14 protein-coding genes are annotated in these 16,622 nt (G+C 71.4%); 9 read left to right on the top strand and 5 right to left on the bottom strand.

Annotated features, from left to right (window positions below; translation table 11 throughout):
• Positions 1-177: 177 nt before the first annotated feature.
• The gene (locus JGU66_12585; GenBank protein MBJ6761604.1) at positions 178-1,209 is read left to right on the top strand and encodes a trypsin-like peptidase domain-containing protein; all 1,032 of its coding nucleotides are present in this window, start codon (positions 178-180) and stop codon (positions 1,207-1,209) included.
• A gap of 99 nt (positions 1,210-1,308) precedes the next feature.
• A complete protein-coding gene (locus JGU66_12580) occupies positions 1,309-3,597 on the top strand; it encodes a hypothetical protein (protein ID MBJ6761603.1) in 2,289 nt (762 codons plus the stop codon).
• On the opposite strand, the gene JGU66_12575 is transcribed toward JGU66_12580, so the two are convergent.
• Positions 3,594-4,400, bottom strand: coding sequence for an SDR family oxidoreductase (locus JGU66_12575; GenBank protein ID MBJ6761602.1), 807 nt, complete (start codon positions 4,398-4,400; stop codon positions 3,594-3,596). The two genes, JGU66_12580 and JGU66_12575, sit on opposite strands and share 4 nt — an antisense overlap.
• Positions 4,401-4,414: 14 nt before the next feature.
• Entirely contained in the window at positions 4,415-4,819 is a 405-nt protein-coding gene (locus JGU66_12570) for a hypothetical protein (protein MBJ6761601.1), read from the bottom strand.
• Positions 4,820-5,168: 349 nt separating this feature from the next.
• Between JGU66_12570 and JGU66_12565 the strand changes: the two genes are divergently transcribed.
• From JGU66_12565 to JGU66_12540, 6 genes are all read left to right on the top strand, one after another.
• A complete protein-coding gene (locus JGU66_12565) occupies positions 5,169-5,843 on the top strand; it encodes a MotA/TolQ/ExbB proton channel family protein (protein MBJ6761600.1) in 675 nt (224 codons plus the stop codon).
• 2 nt (positions 5,844-5,845) lie between these two features.
• On the top strand, positions 5,846-6,274 hold the full coding sequence (locus JGU66_12560; protein MBJ6761599.1) for a biopolymer transporter ExbD: 429 nt from the start codon (positions 5,846-5,848) through the stop codon (positions 6,272-6,274).
• A 10-nt stretch (positions 6,275-6,284) separates the two neighbouring features.
• Positions 6,285-7,076: a TonB family protein gene (locus tag JGU66_12555; GenBank protein ID MBJ6761598.1), complete on the top strand. Its 792-nt coding sequence runs from the start codon at positions 6,285-6,287 to the stop codon at positions 7,074-7,076.
• A 48-nt stretch (positions 7,077-7,124) separates the two neighbouring features.
• Positions 7,125-9,833 (top strand): TonB family protein, encoded by a 2,709-nt coding sequence (locus tag JGU66_12550; GenBank protein ID MBJ6761597.1) that lies wholly within the window; start codon positions 7,125-7,127, stop codon positions 9,831-9,833.
• A 1-nt stretch (position 9,834) separates the two neighbouring features.
• The gene (locus tag JGU66_12545) at positions 9,835-10,764 is read left to right on the top strand and encodes a hypothetical protein (protein ID MBJ6761596.1); all 930 of its coding nucleotides are present in this window, start codon (positions 9,835-9,837) and stop codon (positions 10,762-10,764) included.
• Between the two features lie 112 nt (positions 10,765-10,876).
• The gene (locus JGU66_12540) at positions 10,877-13,024 is read left to right on the top strand and encodes a caspase family protein (GenBank protein ID MBJ6761595.1); all 2,148 of its coding nucleotides are present in this window, start codon (positions 10,877-10,879) and stop codon (positions 13,022-13,024) included.
• Between the two features lie 3 nt (positions 13,025-13,027).
• Here JGU66_12540 and JGU66_12535 read toward each other — a convergent pair whose 3' ends face one another.
• The gene (locus JGU66_12535) at positions 13,028-13,795 is read right to left on the bottom strand and encodes a ZIP family metal transporter (protein MBJ6761594.1); all 768 of its coding nucleotides are present in this window, start codon (positions 13,793-13,795) and stop codon (positions 13,028-13,030) included.
• Complete coding sequence (locus JGU66_12530; GenBank protein MBJ6761593.1) at positions 13,795-14,574, bottom strand: alpha/beta hydrolase; 780 nt, start codon at positions 14,572-14,574, stop codon at positions 13,795-13,797. The genes JGU66_12535 and JGU66_12530 overlap by 1 nt, the downstream gene beginning before the upstream one ends.
• A gap of 90 nt (positions 14,575-14,664) precedes the next feature.
• Here JGU66_12530 and JGU66_12525 point away from each other — a divergent pair, with 90 nt between their 5' ends.
• Positions 14,665-15,135, top strand: a complete 471-nt coding sequence (locus JGU66_12525; GenBank protein MBJ6761592.1) for a nuclear transport factor 2 family protein — start codon at positions 14,665-14,667, stop codon at positions 15,133-15,135.
• A gap of 45 nt (positions 15,136-15,180) precedes the next feature.
• Here the strand turns inward: JGU66_12525 and JGU66_12520 are convergent, their stop codons facing one another.
• The gene (locus tag JGU66_12520) at positions 15,181-16,431 is read right to left on the bottom strand and encodes a discoidin domain-containing protein (GenBank protein MBJ6761591.1); all 1,251 of its coding nucleotides are present in this window, start codon (positions 16,429-16,431) and stop codon (positions 15,181-15,183) included.
• Positions 16,432-16,622: the final 191 nt, after the last annotated feature.

Raw genomic sequence — 16,622 nt, 5'->3', positions numbered from 1 at the left:
GGTCGCGGGGCCCCAGGACGCCTGGCGGACACACGCTCAGCCCTCCAGGGACCGCGTCAAGATGGACTGCGGTGTAACGCGCCGCGGTCGCCGTGCATTCGCGCGGGCCGTGCATACACTGCAAGGACGCTGAGACACGGGCGCGGACTTCGCGAGTGGCATGGCGGTGAGGACACGATGGAGCTCGATGGCTCCGAACGGGACGAGCTGGCGGCCGCGCTCCCGGGGGCATTCCCCTCGGAAGAGGCCCTGCGGCGCATGGTGCTCCAGCACTGCGGCCGAGCGCTCGACTTGGAGCGCGAGGGGGATGTCCATGAGTGGACGCGCGACCTCCTTCTGCGCGCCGAGGCCGAGGGCTGGACGGATGCGCTGGTGAGAGGCGCGCACGCGGCCGCTCCACATCACGCGCGGCTGCATCGCTTCTTCCTGTCGTATCTCGCGTCCGTGCAGCGCAGCGTGCCGGCGGAGGTGCTGGCGCGCATGGCGGGCGTGGCGCCGGGCACGTCCTCCCTGGTGTCGTGGCGTGAGCGGCTCGCCGTCCTCTCGCGCCGGGTGTGTCGGGTGGAGCTGGATGGCGGACGAGCGCTCGGCACCGGCTTCCTGGTGGCTCCGGACGTGGTGCTCACCAACTCGCATGTGGTGGAGAACCGGCTGCTGGAGGCGCTGCGAGTCCGCTTCGACCTCAAGGTGCTGCCGGACCGGAGTGTGCTGCACGCGGGCGCGCTGTACCCCGTGCGGGCGTGTCTGGCGCAGAGTCCACACAGCCCCGCGGACCTCATGCGGCCCAAGCCGCGCGAGGCCACGCGGGACGAACTGGACTACGCCTTCCTCGTGGTGTCTGGCGAGCCGGGCGGGGACACGGGCCCGGGCCGGCCCCGAGGGTGGATTCCGCTGTCGCGTGCGCGGGCGGCGTTCTCGCCGGGCTCGACGGCGCTCGTCCTCCAGCACCCGGATGGCCGGCCCATGCAGGTGGCGCTGGAGACGTTCCAGAGCGTCAACCCGGGGCGCACACGGGTGACGTACCGGACGACGACACACCCTGGCTCCTCGGGCTCGCCGTGCTTCACGCAGGACCTGGAGCTGGTGGCGCTGCACCACAGCGGGGATCCGCGCTCCGAGCACGGCGCCGAGGACGACGAGGGCATCCCGCTGGACACCATCCACGCCAGCCTCTCGCCCGATGCGAGGCGTCGGCTGGGTTGGGAGTGAGCGCGGACTGGAGGCCGTGGAGGCCCCTGCTATCGTCCGCGCATGGGCCTCCCTGTTCGTCCCGCCGCGCACCGTGGTGCACGCCTCGCGCGCGCATGGCTGGCCGCGCTCTTGTTGCTGCCGACCTCGCTGGCCCTCGCCGGTGACGCCCGGTTGCGCGTGGCGGGCGCCAACGCCTCGGGCGAGGTGCGGCTGCGCATCCCCACGGAGGACTTCACGCGCGAGCTGCGCGTGGAGCTGTTGCCGGGGCGCGCGTCGGATGGAGGCGTGGAGGAGTCGCTCCCATCGGGCGTGACGGTGCTGGTGGATCCGCTGACGGCCACCGCGGACGGCGTGCAGGTGGCGCTCGACGCGCGCGTGCGCGAGTCCCTGGACGGCGGCTCGACCGCGAGCCTCACCACCCGCCAGCCCGTGCATGTGTCGCTCTCCGGACGGCTGCCGGCGGCGGGTGACTACACCGGCGCGCTGGTGCTGGTGCACGACGGTGTGCGCGAGGTGACGGCGCTCACCTTCACCCGCGTCCTGTCCGCGCCGGTGGTGCAGCTGCCCGCGCCCGCGCCGGCCATGGCGTCCAGCCAGTTCCTGGGCACCGCGGCCGAGGTGCGCCTGCCCTTCAAGGAGACGGCGGGCGTGGCGGGCGTGGTGGCCTCGCCCACGCTGCTGGAGCTGCGCCGCAAGGGACCGGACACGGGCACGGGCAGCGTGCAGTCCCACCTGGAGCGGGCTCGGTTCCTCGTGGAGGGCGGACAGCCGGATGGGGGAGACCTGCCCTTGGTGGGGGACGCGACGGAGCTGCCCGTGGCGGCCTACGGCAGCGGCGCGCTGCTGCTTCGCTTGGATGGGCTGGATGGGCCGGGGGAGTACTCCGGCACGGTGCGGCTCGCGGTGCGTCAGGGCGCGCCGGTGGAGCAGACCTTCACGTTGTGGGTGCACATGCCGTGGGGCTGGGGCGCGCTCATCATCGCCCTCGGCTCGCTGTGCTCCTACGGACTGCGCCTGTACGCGCAGCGCATCCGCCCTCGGGCCCTGCGCCTGCAACGCGCGCAGGAGCTGCGCCGGCGCATCCAGGCCCAGGTGACGGCGCACGCCATCCAGCCCGAGCAGGGCGTGGGCGAGGCGCTGCTCGTGCAGGTGGACGCGCTCATCTCGGACATCGAGCGGCCCGTGCGAGGCGTGGCCGTGAGCGACGCGGAGCTGACGGCGCTGGAGCCTCGGCTGCGTCTCTACGAGTCGTGGTGTGACACGTGGCGGCGCGCGCGCCCCTTGCAGTCGCTCTTGTCCGAGGCGACCGAGCGACTGTTGGCGGGAGTCGGGCAGCGCATCTCCGAGCCCGACTCGACGCCCGATGAGCTCACCGCGGCCGCGGCGCAGCTGCGCGAGCTGGACGTTCAAGCGCTGGCGCGCGCCGAGCTGGAGGCGCGGTGGAAGAGCCTGGACACCCAGGCGCAGGCGTTGGCGCGGCAGCTGGGCAGTGACAGCGCGCTGGGCTTCCGGCTCACCTACGAGCTGCTGCCGCTCTTGGAGGACGTGCACGCGCTGCTGACGCAGGACCTGGACGCCACGCGCCAGCGGCTGGAGCAGGCGCGGCGCTCGTACTTCGGCATCCTCTGCGCGGAGCTGACCGCGAGCCTCGCGTCGGATGTCCCGCCACGGGGCTTCTCCCCCCAGGAGTGGGGCGCGCTGCGCACCGACGTGCTGGGCAAGCTGGCCCAGGCTCGGCAGCTCGCGGACACCGACCTGGACGCCGCCTTCCGGCAGTACCAGGAGGCCCATGCCACGTCCGTGCGTCGGCTCATCCTGGCGCTGCGGGGCGCGGTGGACGAGGCGCGCGCGGTGGCCGCCACGGACGAGCAGCGCGCGGCCCTGGACGACATGGGCGGCAAGCTGCGTGACGCCATGGGCTTCCTGTCGCGCGAGTCACCCCACGAGGCCGCGGCGCTGTACGAGAAGGTCCGCGACGCCTTCACCCAGTACGAGAATCCGCCGCGCGCGGCTGCCTCGGCGACGAGGGGGCGGATCCTGCCCTTCTCGGACGAAGAGACCGCGCCCGCTCCGGCTCCCGCTCCCGGAGCCGCGCCGCCCGCCAGCGCGCCCATGGGCGGAAGCCTGCCGTCGATGCCGGCCGCGCCCTCGGAGCCGGCGCTGGGGGAGCTGGGCGGACTGCCGCTGCCCGGCCCGCGCAAGCTGATGGCCATCGAGATGCTCAGCCTGCTCTTGCTCACCGGCGTGGCGGTGGCGCTGGGCCTGCAACTGCTCAACGTGTTCTCGCCCACGTGGGGCGGCTTCGGCGCGGCGATGACGGCGTTCCTCTGGGGCTTCGGCCTGCACCAGGTGGGCAACGCCACCTTCGAAGGCGTGGCCGGGCTCTGGACGAAGCTGGAGCGCTAGGCCTTCTCGCGGACGGCGCGCGCGGCCAGCCGGTCCACCAGGCCCGGTGCCACGAGCTTGAGGACCTGGGCCACCTTGGCCGAGGCCGTCATGACGACCTCTCGCTCACGGCGCTCCATGGCGCGCAGGATGATGGCCACGCAGGTGCCCACGTCCATGGTGCGCTGGGATTCATCGCGGCGGCTCTCGCGCACCGGCGTGCCATCCGGCCCGAGCGCGGCGTCGCGGATGTGCGTGGCCACGAAGCCGGGCGACACCACCAACACATCCGTGCCGGTGCCGAGCAGCTCGATGCGCAGCGAATCGAAGAAGCCCTGCATGGCGTGCTTGCTGGCCGCGTAGCCCGTGCGCGTGGGCACGCCCGTCTTCCCCGTCAGCGACGACACCGCGACGATGAGGCCCTTGCGAGCCTTCAGGTGCGGCAGCGCGTGGTACGTGCAGTACACCGCGCCCAGGTAGTTGATGCGCATGATGCGCTCGAAGAGGCCCAGGTCCTTCACGTCCTCCAAGCGCGAGTGCATGGTGACGCCCGCGTTGTTGACGAGCACGTCCACGCCGCCGAACGCCTCCACCGCGCGCTCCACCAACACCCGACAGGCCTCTGGATCCGCGACGTCCGTGGGCACGGCCAGGGCGGTGCCACCGGCTTGGGTGCAGCGCGCCTTCACGCGCTCCAGCGCCTCGGCGTTGCGGGCCGCGAGCACCACGTTCGCCCCGCGCGCCGCCAGGACTACCGCCAGCTCCTCGCCAATGCCCGAGGAGGCTCCCGTCACGACGACTGTCTTTCCACGCATGGCGAGCATCCTCGCAGGCGCGCTCACCGCGCGTCGAGCGACAGCGCCACCGTGACGGGCAGCCCCGTCCGCTTCGGGTACGCGAGCCGGGACAATTCCTCCTCGACACAGCGACCCGCCACGGTGCCCGCCAGCGCTCCTTCCACCGTGGCCCGCGCGCGGCCGTTCCCATCCAGCACCAGCCGCGCCGTCACGCGCGAACCTGGATCCACCGAGCCGCAGTGCCCGAGCCGCTCACGCCCGGAGATGACCACGGCTTGGACGTCCTCGACGTAGGACTCCCGCCGCGTGGCCACGCGCCCCATCACGCTGGCGAGCGCGAACAGCAGCGCGCCCAGCCACAGCTTCCGACCACTGCCCTGGGTCAGCCCGCGCGAGCGCTCTGGTGGCGCCTCGTCCCCCGTGTCTTGCGGCCCCGAGGGAGGCACGTCCGATGGTGCCTGGGATGAGGAGGGCGGGGATGCTGGGTTCGGGTCGGACACGCGGGGCCTCTCGCGGGGGCGGTGCTTCAGGGGCGGGGGTGCATGATGCCGCAGATCGCCTGGCTTCCGCCGTCATGGAAGGGGCCGCCTGCCTCCCCGCGGGGCAGGACGGGCCTCCGCTCGGCACGCGCCTGTGACCTCGGCAGGGAACGCCCGTCTCCCTGTCCGGCGGGACAGGCTTTCCGGGGCTGCGTGGATCCACCTGCCCTGGGGGCTCGCGAGGCAGGGTGGGGTGACACTTCCCCTCGGGGATGGTGTTCCTCTCGCACAACGCTGTTCGCGAGGGGATTCCACCATGTCGTCCATGTTCGTGCCCGCCCAGGTTCCTTCTGAGCACCTGGGGTGGCTCAGCGGAAAGCTGCTCGGAGTGACGCTCACCAGCGCCGAGTGGGTGCTGTGGGTGCTGGTAAGCCTGTCTGTCTTCTCCATCGCCATCATGCTGGAGCGGGCGGTCTACTTCTCGCGGCACCGGCTGTCGGACTCGGAGGCCTTGGCGGTGCGGCTGACCCGCGGCGAGTTCGACGCCGTGCGCGTGGCGGTGCAGGGCAAGCGCGGCATGGAGGCCGCCGTCATCCGCGAGGCCCTCGCCTCCGCTTCGCAAGGCGCTGACGCGGTCGAGCAGATCATCGCGTCCACCGTGGCGCGCGAGCGGCCCCAGTACGAGCGCTTCCTCTCCTTCCTGGGCACGCTGGGCAACAACGCGCCGTTCATCGGCCTCTTCGGCACGGTGCTCGGCATCATCAAGGCCTTCCACGACCTGGGCTCCCTGAGCGTGAAGGGCGCGGCCATCCAGCAGACGGTCATGGCCGGTATCTCCGAGGCGCTCGTCGCCACGGCCGTGGGCCTCGCGGTGGCCATCCCCGCGGTGGTGGCCTTCAACGTCTTCAACCGTCAGCTCAAGACGCTCACCAGCCGCACCAACGCCCTGGGCCACGCGCTCGTGGGCAGCCTGCGCGCGGAGGTGAACTAGTCATGGCCGGCGGCGCGTCTGACAACGACGAGGAAATCACAGGCATCAACGTCACTCCGCTGGTCGACGTGGTGCTGGTGCTGCTCATCATCTTCATGGTGACCGCCAACTTCATCGTCCGCGAGACGGTGGAAGTGGACCTGCCCCGCGCGGCCAATGGCGGCGAGACGGTTCAAGGTCTGGTCAACGTGGTGCTCGACAAGGAAGGGAAGTTCTTCTTCGACGGCGCCGAGGTCAGCGAGGCGGACCTGTCTCGCAAGGTGGCCGAGGCCGTGGCCAAGGACAAGGACACGCGCGCCATCATCAGCGCGGACCAGACCATCCCGTACGGCCGGGTGATGCGGCTCATCGACGTGGTGAAGGGCCAGGGCATCGCCAAGTTCGCCCTCAACATCGAGAAGGACGTGGCCCCCGTGCCTTCGGCGGGCTGACGGTGCTCCCATGACGCAGATGGTTCTCGACAACGTCGCGCTGAGGCTCCCGCGGCGCGGCGGCAATGGGGTGCTGGTGGGCTTCGTGGTGGGCTCGCTCGCGCTGCACGGTGTGGCGCTCGTGGTGCTCAACACCCGCGCTCCCACCCTGGGCCAGCCCCAGCGTCCCGTGGAGATGGTGATGGTGGAGGTGGTCAAGCCTCCGGCCCCGCCGCCTCCCGTGGAGGAGAAGAAGGAGGAGCCCAAGCCGCCGCCCCCCAAGGCCCGGCCCGCGCGCCCTCCTCCCGTGAAGGTGGCCGAGGCCCCCAAGCCGCTGCCCCCGCCTCCGCCCGACGCGCCGCCTCCGCCCAATGACACGCCCGCGCCCACCAAGGCGCCCCTCGTGGTGGGCATCTCCATGTCCTCCACCACCGCGTCCGGTGGCTTCGCGGCGGCGGTGGGCAACACGCTGTACGGCCGCACCGCGGAGAAGGCCACCGCGCCCAAGGAAGTGAAGGCGTACTCGGCCCCGAAGTACACGCCCATCTACCAGGTGGACAGCGAGCCCTCGCTGGCCAGCGAGGTGAAGATTCCCTATCCGGACGAAGCGCGCCGGGCGGGCATCGAGGGGACGGTGACGCTGGCCATCACCATCGACCTCGAGGGCAAGGTCGTGGCCGCTCGCATCGTGTCAGGCCCGGGCTACGGGCTGAACGAGGCGGCGCGCGACGCGGTCATGCGCTTCCGCTTCAAGCCCGCCATCAAGCACGGCGAGCCTGTCTCCACCGAGATGAAGTACGCGTATACGTTCCTGCTCGACTGAGCACCCGCGAGCCCTCCACACCCATCCCCTGTCGGTCCTCCTGACTCCATGTCCTCGACCCTGCATGCCCGAGGCGCGCTGCTTGCCGCCTCGCTGTTGCTGAGCACGGCCGCTCCCGCCCAGCAGAAGACCTCACCCCCGCCCGAGGCGCAGAAGCCCGCGCCCCAGCTCACCAAGGCCCCGTCCCTCCTGCAGTCCGTGGAGGCGCAGTATCCGGCCGAGGCCCGCGCACAGGGCCTCACCGCCGACGTGAAGCTGATCGTCACCATCGCCGAGGACGGCACCGTCGCGGAGGTGAAGCCCGCCGAGAGCGTGGGCCACGGCTTCGACGAGGCCGCGGTCGCCGCGGTGCGCCAGTTCGTGTTCTCGCCCGCCGAGGTGGACGGCGTGCCCTCCGCCGTGCAGGTGGAGTACGTCTACCACTTCACCCTCACCGCGCCGGCCACGCCCGAGGGACAGCCCGCCGCCGAGGCGCCCAAGCCGCGCGCCATCCTCACCGGGCAGCTCATCTCCCGCGGCAGCCGCTCGCGCGTGGCGGCCGCCACGGTGCGCTGCGGGGATGATCCCGAGGCGCCGGAGGCCACGTCGGACGCGGACGGTCGCTTCTCGTTGGAGGTGGACCCGGGCGAGTGCGCGGTGCGCGTGGTCGCCTCCAACTTCCAGCTCTACCAGACGACCGAGACGCTCAAGCCCAACGAGACCACCGAGGTGTTGTTCTACCTGGTCCCCAAGGGCAGCGCCTTCGAGACGGTGATTCGCTCCGAGCGGCCCAAGAAGGAAGTCGTACGCCGCACGATGACCCGCGAGGAGATCCAGAAGACGCCGGGCACCTTCGGTGACCCCATCCGCGTCCTCCAGAACCTGCCGGGCGTGGCCCGCGCGCCGTTCATGTCCGGCGAGCTGCTGGTGCGCGGCTCCAACCCCGGGCAGACGGCCACGCTGATGGACGGCGTGCGCATCCCGCTCCTGTTCCACCTCCTGGGCGGCCCCTCGGTGGTGAACGGCGAGTTCGTCGACTCCATCGACTTCTACCCCGGTGGCTACGGCAGCCAGTACGGCCGCGCGGTGGGCGGCGTGGTGGACGTGGCCACGCGCAAGGGCGCCGCGGACACGCTGCACGGCTCCTTGAAGGCAGACGCGCTGGACGCGGGCTTCTTCGTGGAGGCGCCCATCACCAACGGCGTCAGCGTGTCGGCCGCGGCCCGGCGCTCGTACATCGACGTGCTCCTGCCCGCCTTCCTCCCCAAGGACGACGGCAAGTCGCTGACGGTGGTGCCCAAGTATTGGGACTACCAGCTGCGCGTGGACTTCGGCGCGCGCACCAAGGAAGCCCCGATGCCGGGCGTGGGGCGCAGCACCGGCTACGTCATGGCGTTCGGCGCGGATGATCAGCTGCGCATCGTGTCCTCGGGCGAGAAGACCGACCGCGACCTGAAGATCGACACGCACACCAACTTCCACCGCGTGAAGGGCGACTGGACGTACCGGCTGGGCAACATCACGTCCGTGTTCACGCCGTACGTGGGCTTGGACAAGGCCATCACGAACGTGGGCACCTACCACGAGGTGGACACCATCTCCTCGATGGGCGCGCGCGAGGTCCTGTCGCTGGAGCTGTCCAGCGCGCTCACCATGCGCACGGGCGTGGACGTCTACTTCGATCACCTGACCGCGAAGGTGGACATCCCCACTCCGGCCCGCACCGAGTACGTGCCCTTCCCCGGCGCGTCGCCCGAGGCGGAGATGCTCCATGAGCAGCTGTCCGTCAACGGCTTCGACGGCGGCCTGTTCTGGGAGTCGGACCTCAAGCTGGGCGCCTTCACGCTCACCCCGGGCGTGCGCGGCAACCTCCAGCGCGTCCACGACCGCTACAACCTCGCGCTCGATCCGCGCCTGTGGCTGCGCTACGCGGCCACCGAGCGGACGTCGCTCAAGGGCTCGGCGGGCCTCTACAGCCAGAACCCGGACACGTTCCAGTTCATCACGCTCCCGTACGGCAACCCGAAGCTGGGCTACCAGCGCGCGTTCCAGGCGAGCCTGGGCCTGGAGCACCGCCTCACGGACGTGCTCAACGTGGACGTGACGGGCTTCTACAACCGCCGCTTCAAGAACGTGGTGGAGCCCGGCCAGGTGTTGCCGCAGGAAGGCGGCGGCGTGGTGCAGGAGCGCTTCAGCAACGACGGCGTGGGCAAGGCCTACGGCGTGGAGGTGATGGTGAAGAAGGAGCGCGCCTCGGCCTCGGACAAGGTGCACGGCTGGCTGTCGTACACCTTCAGCCACGCCGAGGACGGCCGCGCGGGCCCCATGCCCTCCATCAAGGATCCGCTCTTCGGCGGTGAGGGCAGCGACAACGCCTACGGCCTGAGCCCGTGGGACCAGTCTCACATCCTCACGCTGGTGGCCGGCTACGTGCTGGGCAACGGCTGGGAGCTGGGTGGCCGCTTCCGGCTCACCACGGGCCGCCCCACCACGCCGCTCGCGCACCGCTACGACATCTATCGCGGCGACGGCAACGAGTTCGAAGCGACGCGAGGCGCGTTCTTCTCCGCTCGCACGGACACGTTCCATCAGCTCGACGTGCGCGTGGACAAGAGCTGGCAGTTCCAGAGCTGGACGCTGACCGCGTACCTGGACGTGCAGAACCTCTACAACAAGAAGAACACCGAGTTCGTGTTCGACGACTACCGGTACCGCGAGCAGTACAAGGTCCCGGGCATCCCCATCCTCCCCGTCATGGGCATGAAAGGTAGTTTCTGAGATGAAGGCCTTCATGAAGTGCTGGGGCCTGGTGCTCGCGTTGGGTGCCGTGGCCTGTGTCGACCCCAAGGACAAGCCGGACCTGGTGCACGACTTCCGCGTGCTCGGTCTCTCCACCGAGCGCCCGGAGCTGTATGCCCCCATCTGCGAGCTGACGGACGAGGCCATCGACTCGCTGCGCTCCGAGGTGACGTTCCGCGCGCTGCTCGTGGACCCCAACGGCCAGGGCCGCCCCATCCAGTACACGCTGTGGGCGTGCGCGGATGCGGATGACACCACCTGCTCGGACACCGCCAACCGGGTGAAGCTGGCGGAGGGCTCCACCAACGAGGGGGAGCTGTCCCTCGCCATCCACCCCGGCGACACGACCTCCGAGGACGGCACGCCGCTGCTCGTTCGCGTGAAGGAGAAGGACCCGTACCAGGGGCTGGGCGGGGTGCGCATGCCGCTGGTGCTCCACGCGAAGGCGGGGAACGAGGAGGTCTACGCCCAGAAGCTCATGGTCTTCTGGTGCCCGCTGGTGGAGGGCATGAAGCCCAACGTGAACCCCACGCTGCCCGGCCTGCGTCTGGAGGGTGAGTCGTGGAGCGCGTCGGGGGTGCCCGAGATCCACGGCAAGGGCCCCTTCGTGCTCCAGGCCGAGGACGTGTCCGCGCTCCAGGAGGAGTACATCGTGCCGGGCCTGCGCGAGTACCAGCAGGCGGTGCACCTCAAGGAGTCGTGGATCATCACGTGGTTCGCCACCTTCGGCGAGTTCTCCCCCCAGGTGACGGGCGGCACGGACTTCGGCGGTCAGCCGGGGCGCCATCGCACCGAGTGGGAGCCGCCCGAGGAGTTGGGCGAGGCGCGCGACGTGGTGTTCTGGGCCGTGGTGCGCGACGGCCGAGGTGGGCAGTCCTGGGTCAGCAGGCGCCTGCACTGGTCGCCGTGAAGAGGACTCGCCCCGGGGTGGGGTGAGGCGCTATGCAGGAAGCCCGCGCGCGACCCGGCCGGAGCGACGCGCGGGCTTCGGACTAGAGATGCACGGCAGAGCTGAGGGGGAAATGGGGTGGAGACGCCGCGCCGCGGTGCTGGTCTTGGGGATGTGCCTGTTCGGCGCCTCCGGAGCACTCGCCGCGCCTCAGACGGAGGAGGCGGGCGTCACGCTGCGGCGCTTCGCGCTCGTGGTGGGCTCCAGCGAGGGCGGCGCGGGGCGTGACCGGCTGCGCTACGCCGGCTCGGACGCGCTGGCGGTGTCTCGCGTGCTGGGCGAGCTGGGCGGCGTGGCTCCGGTGGACCAGGTGCTGCTGTTGGAGGCGGACCGGGCCGCGCTCGTGGCGGCGCTGGGGCGCATGAAGGCCCTGGTGGACGCCGCGCCCGCGGACAGCGCGCGCCGCGAGCTGGTGCTGTACTACTCGGGGCACTCGGACGCGGACGGCCTCTTGCCCCGCGGCGAGCGCCTGCCCTACGAGGACCTGCGCCGGCTGTTGGGCGAGGTCTCCGTGGATGTGCGCATCGCCATCCTGGACTCATGTGGCTCCGGCGCGCTCACCCGCTCCAAGGGTGGGCTGAAGCGGCCCGCGTTCCTCACCGACGCGTCCTCGCAGGTGCGCGGCCACGCCTACCTCGCCTCCAGCTCCGCGGACGAGGTGGCGCAGGAGTCGGACACGCTGGGCGCGTCCTTCTTCACGCACTTCCTGGTGAGCGGCCTGCGCGGCGCGGCGGACGGCAACGCGGACGGCCGCGTCACGCTGCATGAGGCCTACCAGTTCGCCTTCCACGAGACGCTCGCGCGCACCGAGCGCTCGCAGGGCGGGCCGCAGCATGCGGCGTATGACATCCAGCTCGCGGGCAGCGGGGACGTGGTGCTGACGGACCTGCGCGGCTCGGGCTCGCGGCTGTCCGTGGCGGAGGACGTGGACGGGCGCCTGTTCGTGCGCAACTGGGGCAACCAGCTCGTGGCGGAGCTCCAGAAGCTCGCGGGCCGCCGCGTGGCGCTGGGGCTGGAGCCGGGGCGCTACCACGTCACGCTGGAGCGGCCGCTGCAGCGCTTCGAGGCGGAGCTGGGCGTGTCGGGCCGCGACGGGGGCGTGCTGCGCGCGGCGGACTTCGTCCCGGTGACGCTCACGCGCACCGCCTCGCGCGGGGGCAAGGGCACCGTGGCGCCGGCCGTCGCGACGACGGAGGAAGAGGACGTGCCGCGCGTGGCGCTCAACGTGTCGCTGGTGCCACCGCTGTCCACGTCCTCGCTGTGGGGTGGGCGCGGCCTCAACCACGTGGCGCTGGGCGCGCTGGCGGTGCGCTCGTCGCAGCTTCGCGGCGTGGGGCTGGCGGGAGGCGTGGGGTGGGTGGACGGTACGTTCGAGGGGCTCCAGGTGTCCGGGCTGGCCAACGTGGCGGGGGGCGAGTCGCGCGGCCTCCAGCTCGCGTTCGGCGCCAACCTGGCGTTCGCGGACAGCAAGGGCATGCAGGCCGCGGGGCTCGTCAACGTGGCGCACGGGAGCTTCACGGGGCTCCAGATGGGCGTCACCGCGAACCGCACGGATGGGCTCATGTCTGGCATGCAGGCCGCCATTGGCGTCAACGTGGCGCAGCGCTTGAGCGGCGTGCAGCTCGGCCTGTTCAACATGTCGGATGACGCCACGGGCGTGCAGGTGGGGCTGGTGAACGTGGGCGGTGTGGTGCGCGGGCTCCAGCTGGGCGTGCTGAACATCGCGGACGACGTGACGGTGCCCATCGGCATCCTCAGCATCGTCAAGCGCGGTCGGCTGGTGGTGGAGCTGGCGGCGGACGACATCTCCCCGGTGAGCATGGGCCTCAAGTACGGCAACCAGCGCGTGTACGTGCTGGTGTCGGCGGGCATCAGCCCCTGGGCGCACAGCTACCGGATGGTGACCATGGTGGGCATGGGCATGCACCTGCCCCTGGGCGCGGAGGAGCGCTACTCGCTCGACGCGGACATCGCCTACGGCGGCTGGTCGCCGCACCTGATGGGCTCGGGCCCTGCCAACTCGCTGTACCGGCTGCGCGCGGTGATGGCGTGGGAACTCAAGCGCCGCTTCGCCCTCTTCGCGGGCCCGGTGGTGAACTACTACCGCACGCCCCAGGACGACGAGGATCGGGGCATCTCCTGGATGCCTCAGTTCGAGGTGGGGAGTGCCCGCACGCGCAACCGGATGTGGCCGGGGCTGGTGGTGGGCGTGCGCATTTGAGGCTCAGTCGTGCAGGCCCAGCGCGCCCTCCACGAGCTGCAGCGCGACGATGAGCGCCAGGCCGGCGACGAAGCCCACGATGCGCTGACGCGATTGGCCGCCGTGGCGCAGCTCGGGCAGCAGGTCCACCGCGCCGATGTACAGGAAGCTGCCGCCCGCGATGGCCAGCACCGTGCCGTTCAGCGACGGCAGCCAGTGCGAGCCCACCAGCACGCCCGCGGCGCCCACCGCGGCGGTGAGCTGCACGCCCGCGAGCGCCAGCAGCGCGCGGCCCCGTTTCCACCCCGAGGCGCGCAAGAGGGCATAGTCCCCCACCTCTTGCGGCAGCTCGTGGACGATGACGGCCAGCGCCGTGGCCACGCCCGCGCGCGTCGACACCAGGAACGCGGCCGCCACCGCCGCGCCGTCTCCCACGTTGTGGAGCGCGTCCGAGGCGAGCAGCGTGACGGGCAGGGTGGGAGGCCGGTGCGCGGGCGCCTCGGACTCGCCGAGCGCGGGCGGGTGGGTGTGATGGTGGTGGCCCAGGCTCCACTCCAGGAAGGCCAGGGCCACGAAGCTGGCGAAGGCCCAGGTGAAGGCCCGAGGGCCCTCGGCCTGGGTCGCCGCGGGCAAGAGGTCCAGGAACACCGCGCACAGCAAGGTGCCCGCGGCGAAGCCCACCAGCGCCGGCAGGTAGCGCTGCAACCAGCGCTCGGACAACACCCCGCCCGCGAGCCCCGCCAGCCCATCCAGTCCCACGGCGAGGAAGATGAGCAGGGCGGGCGAGTCCATCAGCTTTCCAACAGCCAGGTCAGCAGCGCTTGCGGCGCGTCCACGTGGACGAAGTGCCCGGACTGGGGAAGCGTGGCCACGGGGCAGTCCGCGGCCTCCATGCGCGCGGCGTCCGCGTCCGTCACGTAGCGGGCGCGTCCGCCTCGGATGCAGCGCGCGGGCGGATGGACGGGGCGCTCCAGCGCGGGCCACAGGTCCTCGCCGTTGACGCGCCGGTGGAGCACGCCCAGCGCCTCGCGGTCGAAGCGCCAGCGCACGCCGTCTCCGTCCGGCATGAGGTTCATGAGGAGCCAGTCCGCCAGCGGCTCGGAGAGGCCCCGCCCGGTGAGGTCCGCGCGCATCTCGCGGCGGTTCTCCGCGCGCGCGCGGGCGCGCAGGAGCACGTCCAGCACCTTGCCGCTCTCCGACAAGTCGAGCGGCACCGGGCCCGGCCCGATGTCCAGGAGCGTGATGCTCGCCACCGCGTCCGAGGCGTGCAGGCTGGCCGCGAGCGTCACCCGGCCGCCCAGCGAGTGCCCCACCCAGTCCACCGTGCCCGAGACGCCGCGCGCGCGCAGCGTGTCCACCACGTCGCGCGCCATCGTGCCCAGGTCCGCGCCGGGCGTCAGGGCGGGGGAGCTGCCGTGGCCGGTGAGGTCCGGCAGGAAGAAGCGACGCTGGGGCTGGGCCTGATTCCACGCCACCGCGAGCGAGCGCAGGTTCCTCCCCGTGCCCAGGAAGCCATGCAGCAACACCGTGGGCTGCTCGCCCGAACCCACCTCGAAGCACTCGAGGACCATGATGCCCGTCCACCTTTCCCTCGCGCCTTGACCCGGGGGCGCGCGGTGCCGCTTCATACCTCGAACGTCTTCCCCGTCGAGGCCCGAGCCATGCCCACCGTCTCCTTGTTGCTCCTCCTCCTGTCCGCCGCGCCCACGCCGGCCCCCGCGGACCCGAAGGCCGCCGTCGCCGCGGTGCTGGATGATTGGCATCGCGCCGCCGCCGTCGCGGACGAGGCGCGCTATTTCGGCCACTTCACGCCGGACGCCGTCTACCTGGGAACGGATGGGACGGAGCGCTGGACGAGGGACCAGTTCCGCGCCTGGGCCAAGCCCTACTTCGCCAAGGGCAAGGCGTGGAACTTCACGGCCCGCTCGCGCAACATCTTCCTCTCCCAGGACGGCGCGGTGGCCTGGTTCGACGAGGCCCTCGACACGACGAACATGGGGCCGTGCCGAGGCTCGGGCGTGCTGGTGAAGGAGGGCGGCGTCTGGCGCATCGCCCAGTACAACCTCTCGCTCCCCATCCCCAACGAGCACCTGGATGCGGTGCGCGCGCTCATCTCCAAGCCCGCGCACTGATGCGAGGGGACGGCCGGCGGCACATGAAGTCCGCCGGCCCTCACGTCAGCGGTTGCTCAGGCGCTGGTTGAACAGCCACGTGTACAGCGAGGGCATGGCGTAGGCCGTGTCCCACGTCGCGCCGCTGTGGCCCGCGTTGGGAATCGCGGTGGTCTGCATGGCGCTCGCGGCCACGCCGCACTGGGTGTCCAGCTTCGTCTTGGCGGCGGTGGAGGTGTCGGGCCCCGCGGAGCCGTCCAGCGCGCCGTTGAAGGCCCAGATGGGCATCTTCGCCAGGTTGCAGAGGTTGGTCATGTTCGCCGGCGTGTTCGTGGCGGCGATGGGCACCAGCCCGCTGAACAGGCCCGGGTTGGCCGCGCCGAACTCCCAGGTGAAGTTGCCGCCGCCGCTGAGGCCCGTCAGGTAGACGCGGTCCAGGTCCACCAGGTAGTCCTCCTTCGCGCTCTGCAGCAGGCCCGCGATGCTGGCGGCCTGGAACCACGCCTGCCCGGTGCCACCGGGCTTGTGGTAGTTCGGCGAGACGACGATGCCCTGGAAGGTGTCGCGGAAGCTGCTGTTGAGGAACTGCTTGGCCAGGCCCTCCGGCGACGTGGACACCTGGGTGTGGTCCGTCGTGTTGAGCGTGTACCCACCCACGCCGTGCAGGGCGATGATGAGCGGCCAGCGCTGCGTGCGGTCCAGGTTGTAGTCCTTGGGCAGGAACAGCGCGTAGGCGTGGGCCGGGTGGCGCACCGCCGTCTGGAGTCCCGCGGGGCAGCTCAGCGCCGGAGCGGGCGCGGTGGCCGGCACCGCCATGGCGCGCAGCTCACGCAGCCAGCAGTTGCCACCGGTGTCCAAGCAGACGAAGCGCAGCTTCTCCGCGCGCACCGTCGACGCGAGCGTGAACGTCACGTTGACCGAGGTGTTGTTGGTGACCGCCGTGCCCGGCACCGTCTGCCAGCAGCCGCCGTTCCAGGCCTGGACCTCAAACGCCTTGGCCGGCGTGGACGAGTCTCCCCAGCTCAACACCAATTGGATGCTGCTGACGTCGAACGCGCCCTGGAGGTCCACGCTCAACGACTGACCCGCATAGCTCGCGTAGCCGCTCGCCCAGCCCGTGGACGTGCTGCCGTCCACCGCGCGCGAGGCGGGGTGGTTCGCGTCCGACTGCGAATACGACGTCGCCGGCTTGTTCAGCGCCACGTTGGTGGGCGTGTCCAGCCCCTGCCGCTGCTCGCCCAGCGCCACCTCTGGCTCCACGCCACAGCCTGCCAAACCCAACAGCGCCAGCGCTCCCCATACCTGTCGTCGGACCATGTCTGTAATTCCTTCCATGTTGTCGGTTATGTCGCGACTTGCTGCGAATCAAGGAAAACACGGTCCGTGCGGGTTGTGAAGCGGGAGACGGGGCGCGGCAGAACGTAGGAGGTGGGCGCGAGAAGGGTGTGAACCAGCGCGCCTGGCGCCGCGACCTTGGGGCAGGTGTTGGGAGCGGGGCCCGTCAATCA

It is taken from the genome of Myxococcaceae bacterium JPH2 (genome assembly GCA_016458225.1).
Lineage (GTDB): Bacteria > Myxococcota > Myxococcia > Myxococcales > Myxococcaceae > Citreicoccus.
This window is presented reverse-complemented; position numbering and strand designations above follow the sequence as displayed.

Excerpts from the sequence above, each read along its gene's own strand:
- JGU66_12585 (MBJ6761604.1), top strand. The coding sequence starts at position 178 with ATGGAGCTCGATGGCTCCGAACGGGACGAGCTGGCGGCCGCGCTCCCG.
- JGU66_12575 (MBJ6761602.1), bottom strand. The coding sequence starts at position 4,400 with ATGCTCGCCATGCGTGGAAAGACAGTCGTCGTGACGGGAGCCTCCTCG.
- JGU66_12565 (MBJ6761600.1), top strand. The coding sequence starts at position 5,169 with ATGTCGTCCATGTTCGTGCCCGCCCAGGTTCCTTCTGAGCACCTGGGG.
- JGU66_12560 (MBJ6761599.1), top strand. The coding sequence starts at position 5,846 with ATGGCCGGCGGCGCGTCTGACAACGACGAGGAAATCACAGGCATCAAC.
- JGU66_12555 (MBJ6761598.1), top strand. The coding sequence starts at position 6,285 with ATGACGCAGATGGTTCTCGACAACGTCGCGCTGAGGCTCCCGCGGCGC.
- JGU66_12550 (MBJ6761597.1), top strand. The coding sequence starts at position 7,125 with ATGTCCTCGACCCTGCATGCCCGAGGCGCGCTGCTTGCCGCCTCGCTG.
- JGU66_12545 (MBJ6761596.1), top strand. The coding sequence starts at position 9,835 with ATGAAGGCCTTCATGAAGTGCTGGGGCCTGGTGCTCGCGTTGGGTGCC.
- JGU66_12540 (MBJ6761595.1), top strand. The coding sequence starts at position 10,877 with ATGGGGTGGAGACGCCGCGCCGCGGTGCTGGTCTTGGGGATGTGCCTG.
- JGU66_12535 (MBJ6761594.1), bottom strand. The coding sequence starts at position 13,795 with ATGGACTCGCCCGCCCTGCTCATCTTCCTCGCCGTGGGACTGGATGGG.
- JGU66_12530 (MBJ6761593.1), bottom strand. The coding sequence starts at position 14,574 with ATGGTCCTCGAGTGCTTCGAGGTGGGTTCGGGCGAGCAGCCCACGGTG.
- JGU66_12525 (MBJ6761592.1), top strand. The coding sequence starts at position 14,665 with ATGCCCACCGTCTCCTTGTTGCTCCTCCTCCTGTCCGCCGCGCCCACG.
- JGU66_12520 (MBJ6761591.1), bottom strand. The coding sequence starts at position 16,431 with ATGGTCCGACGACAGGTATGGGGAGCGCTGGCGCTGTTGGGTTTGGCA.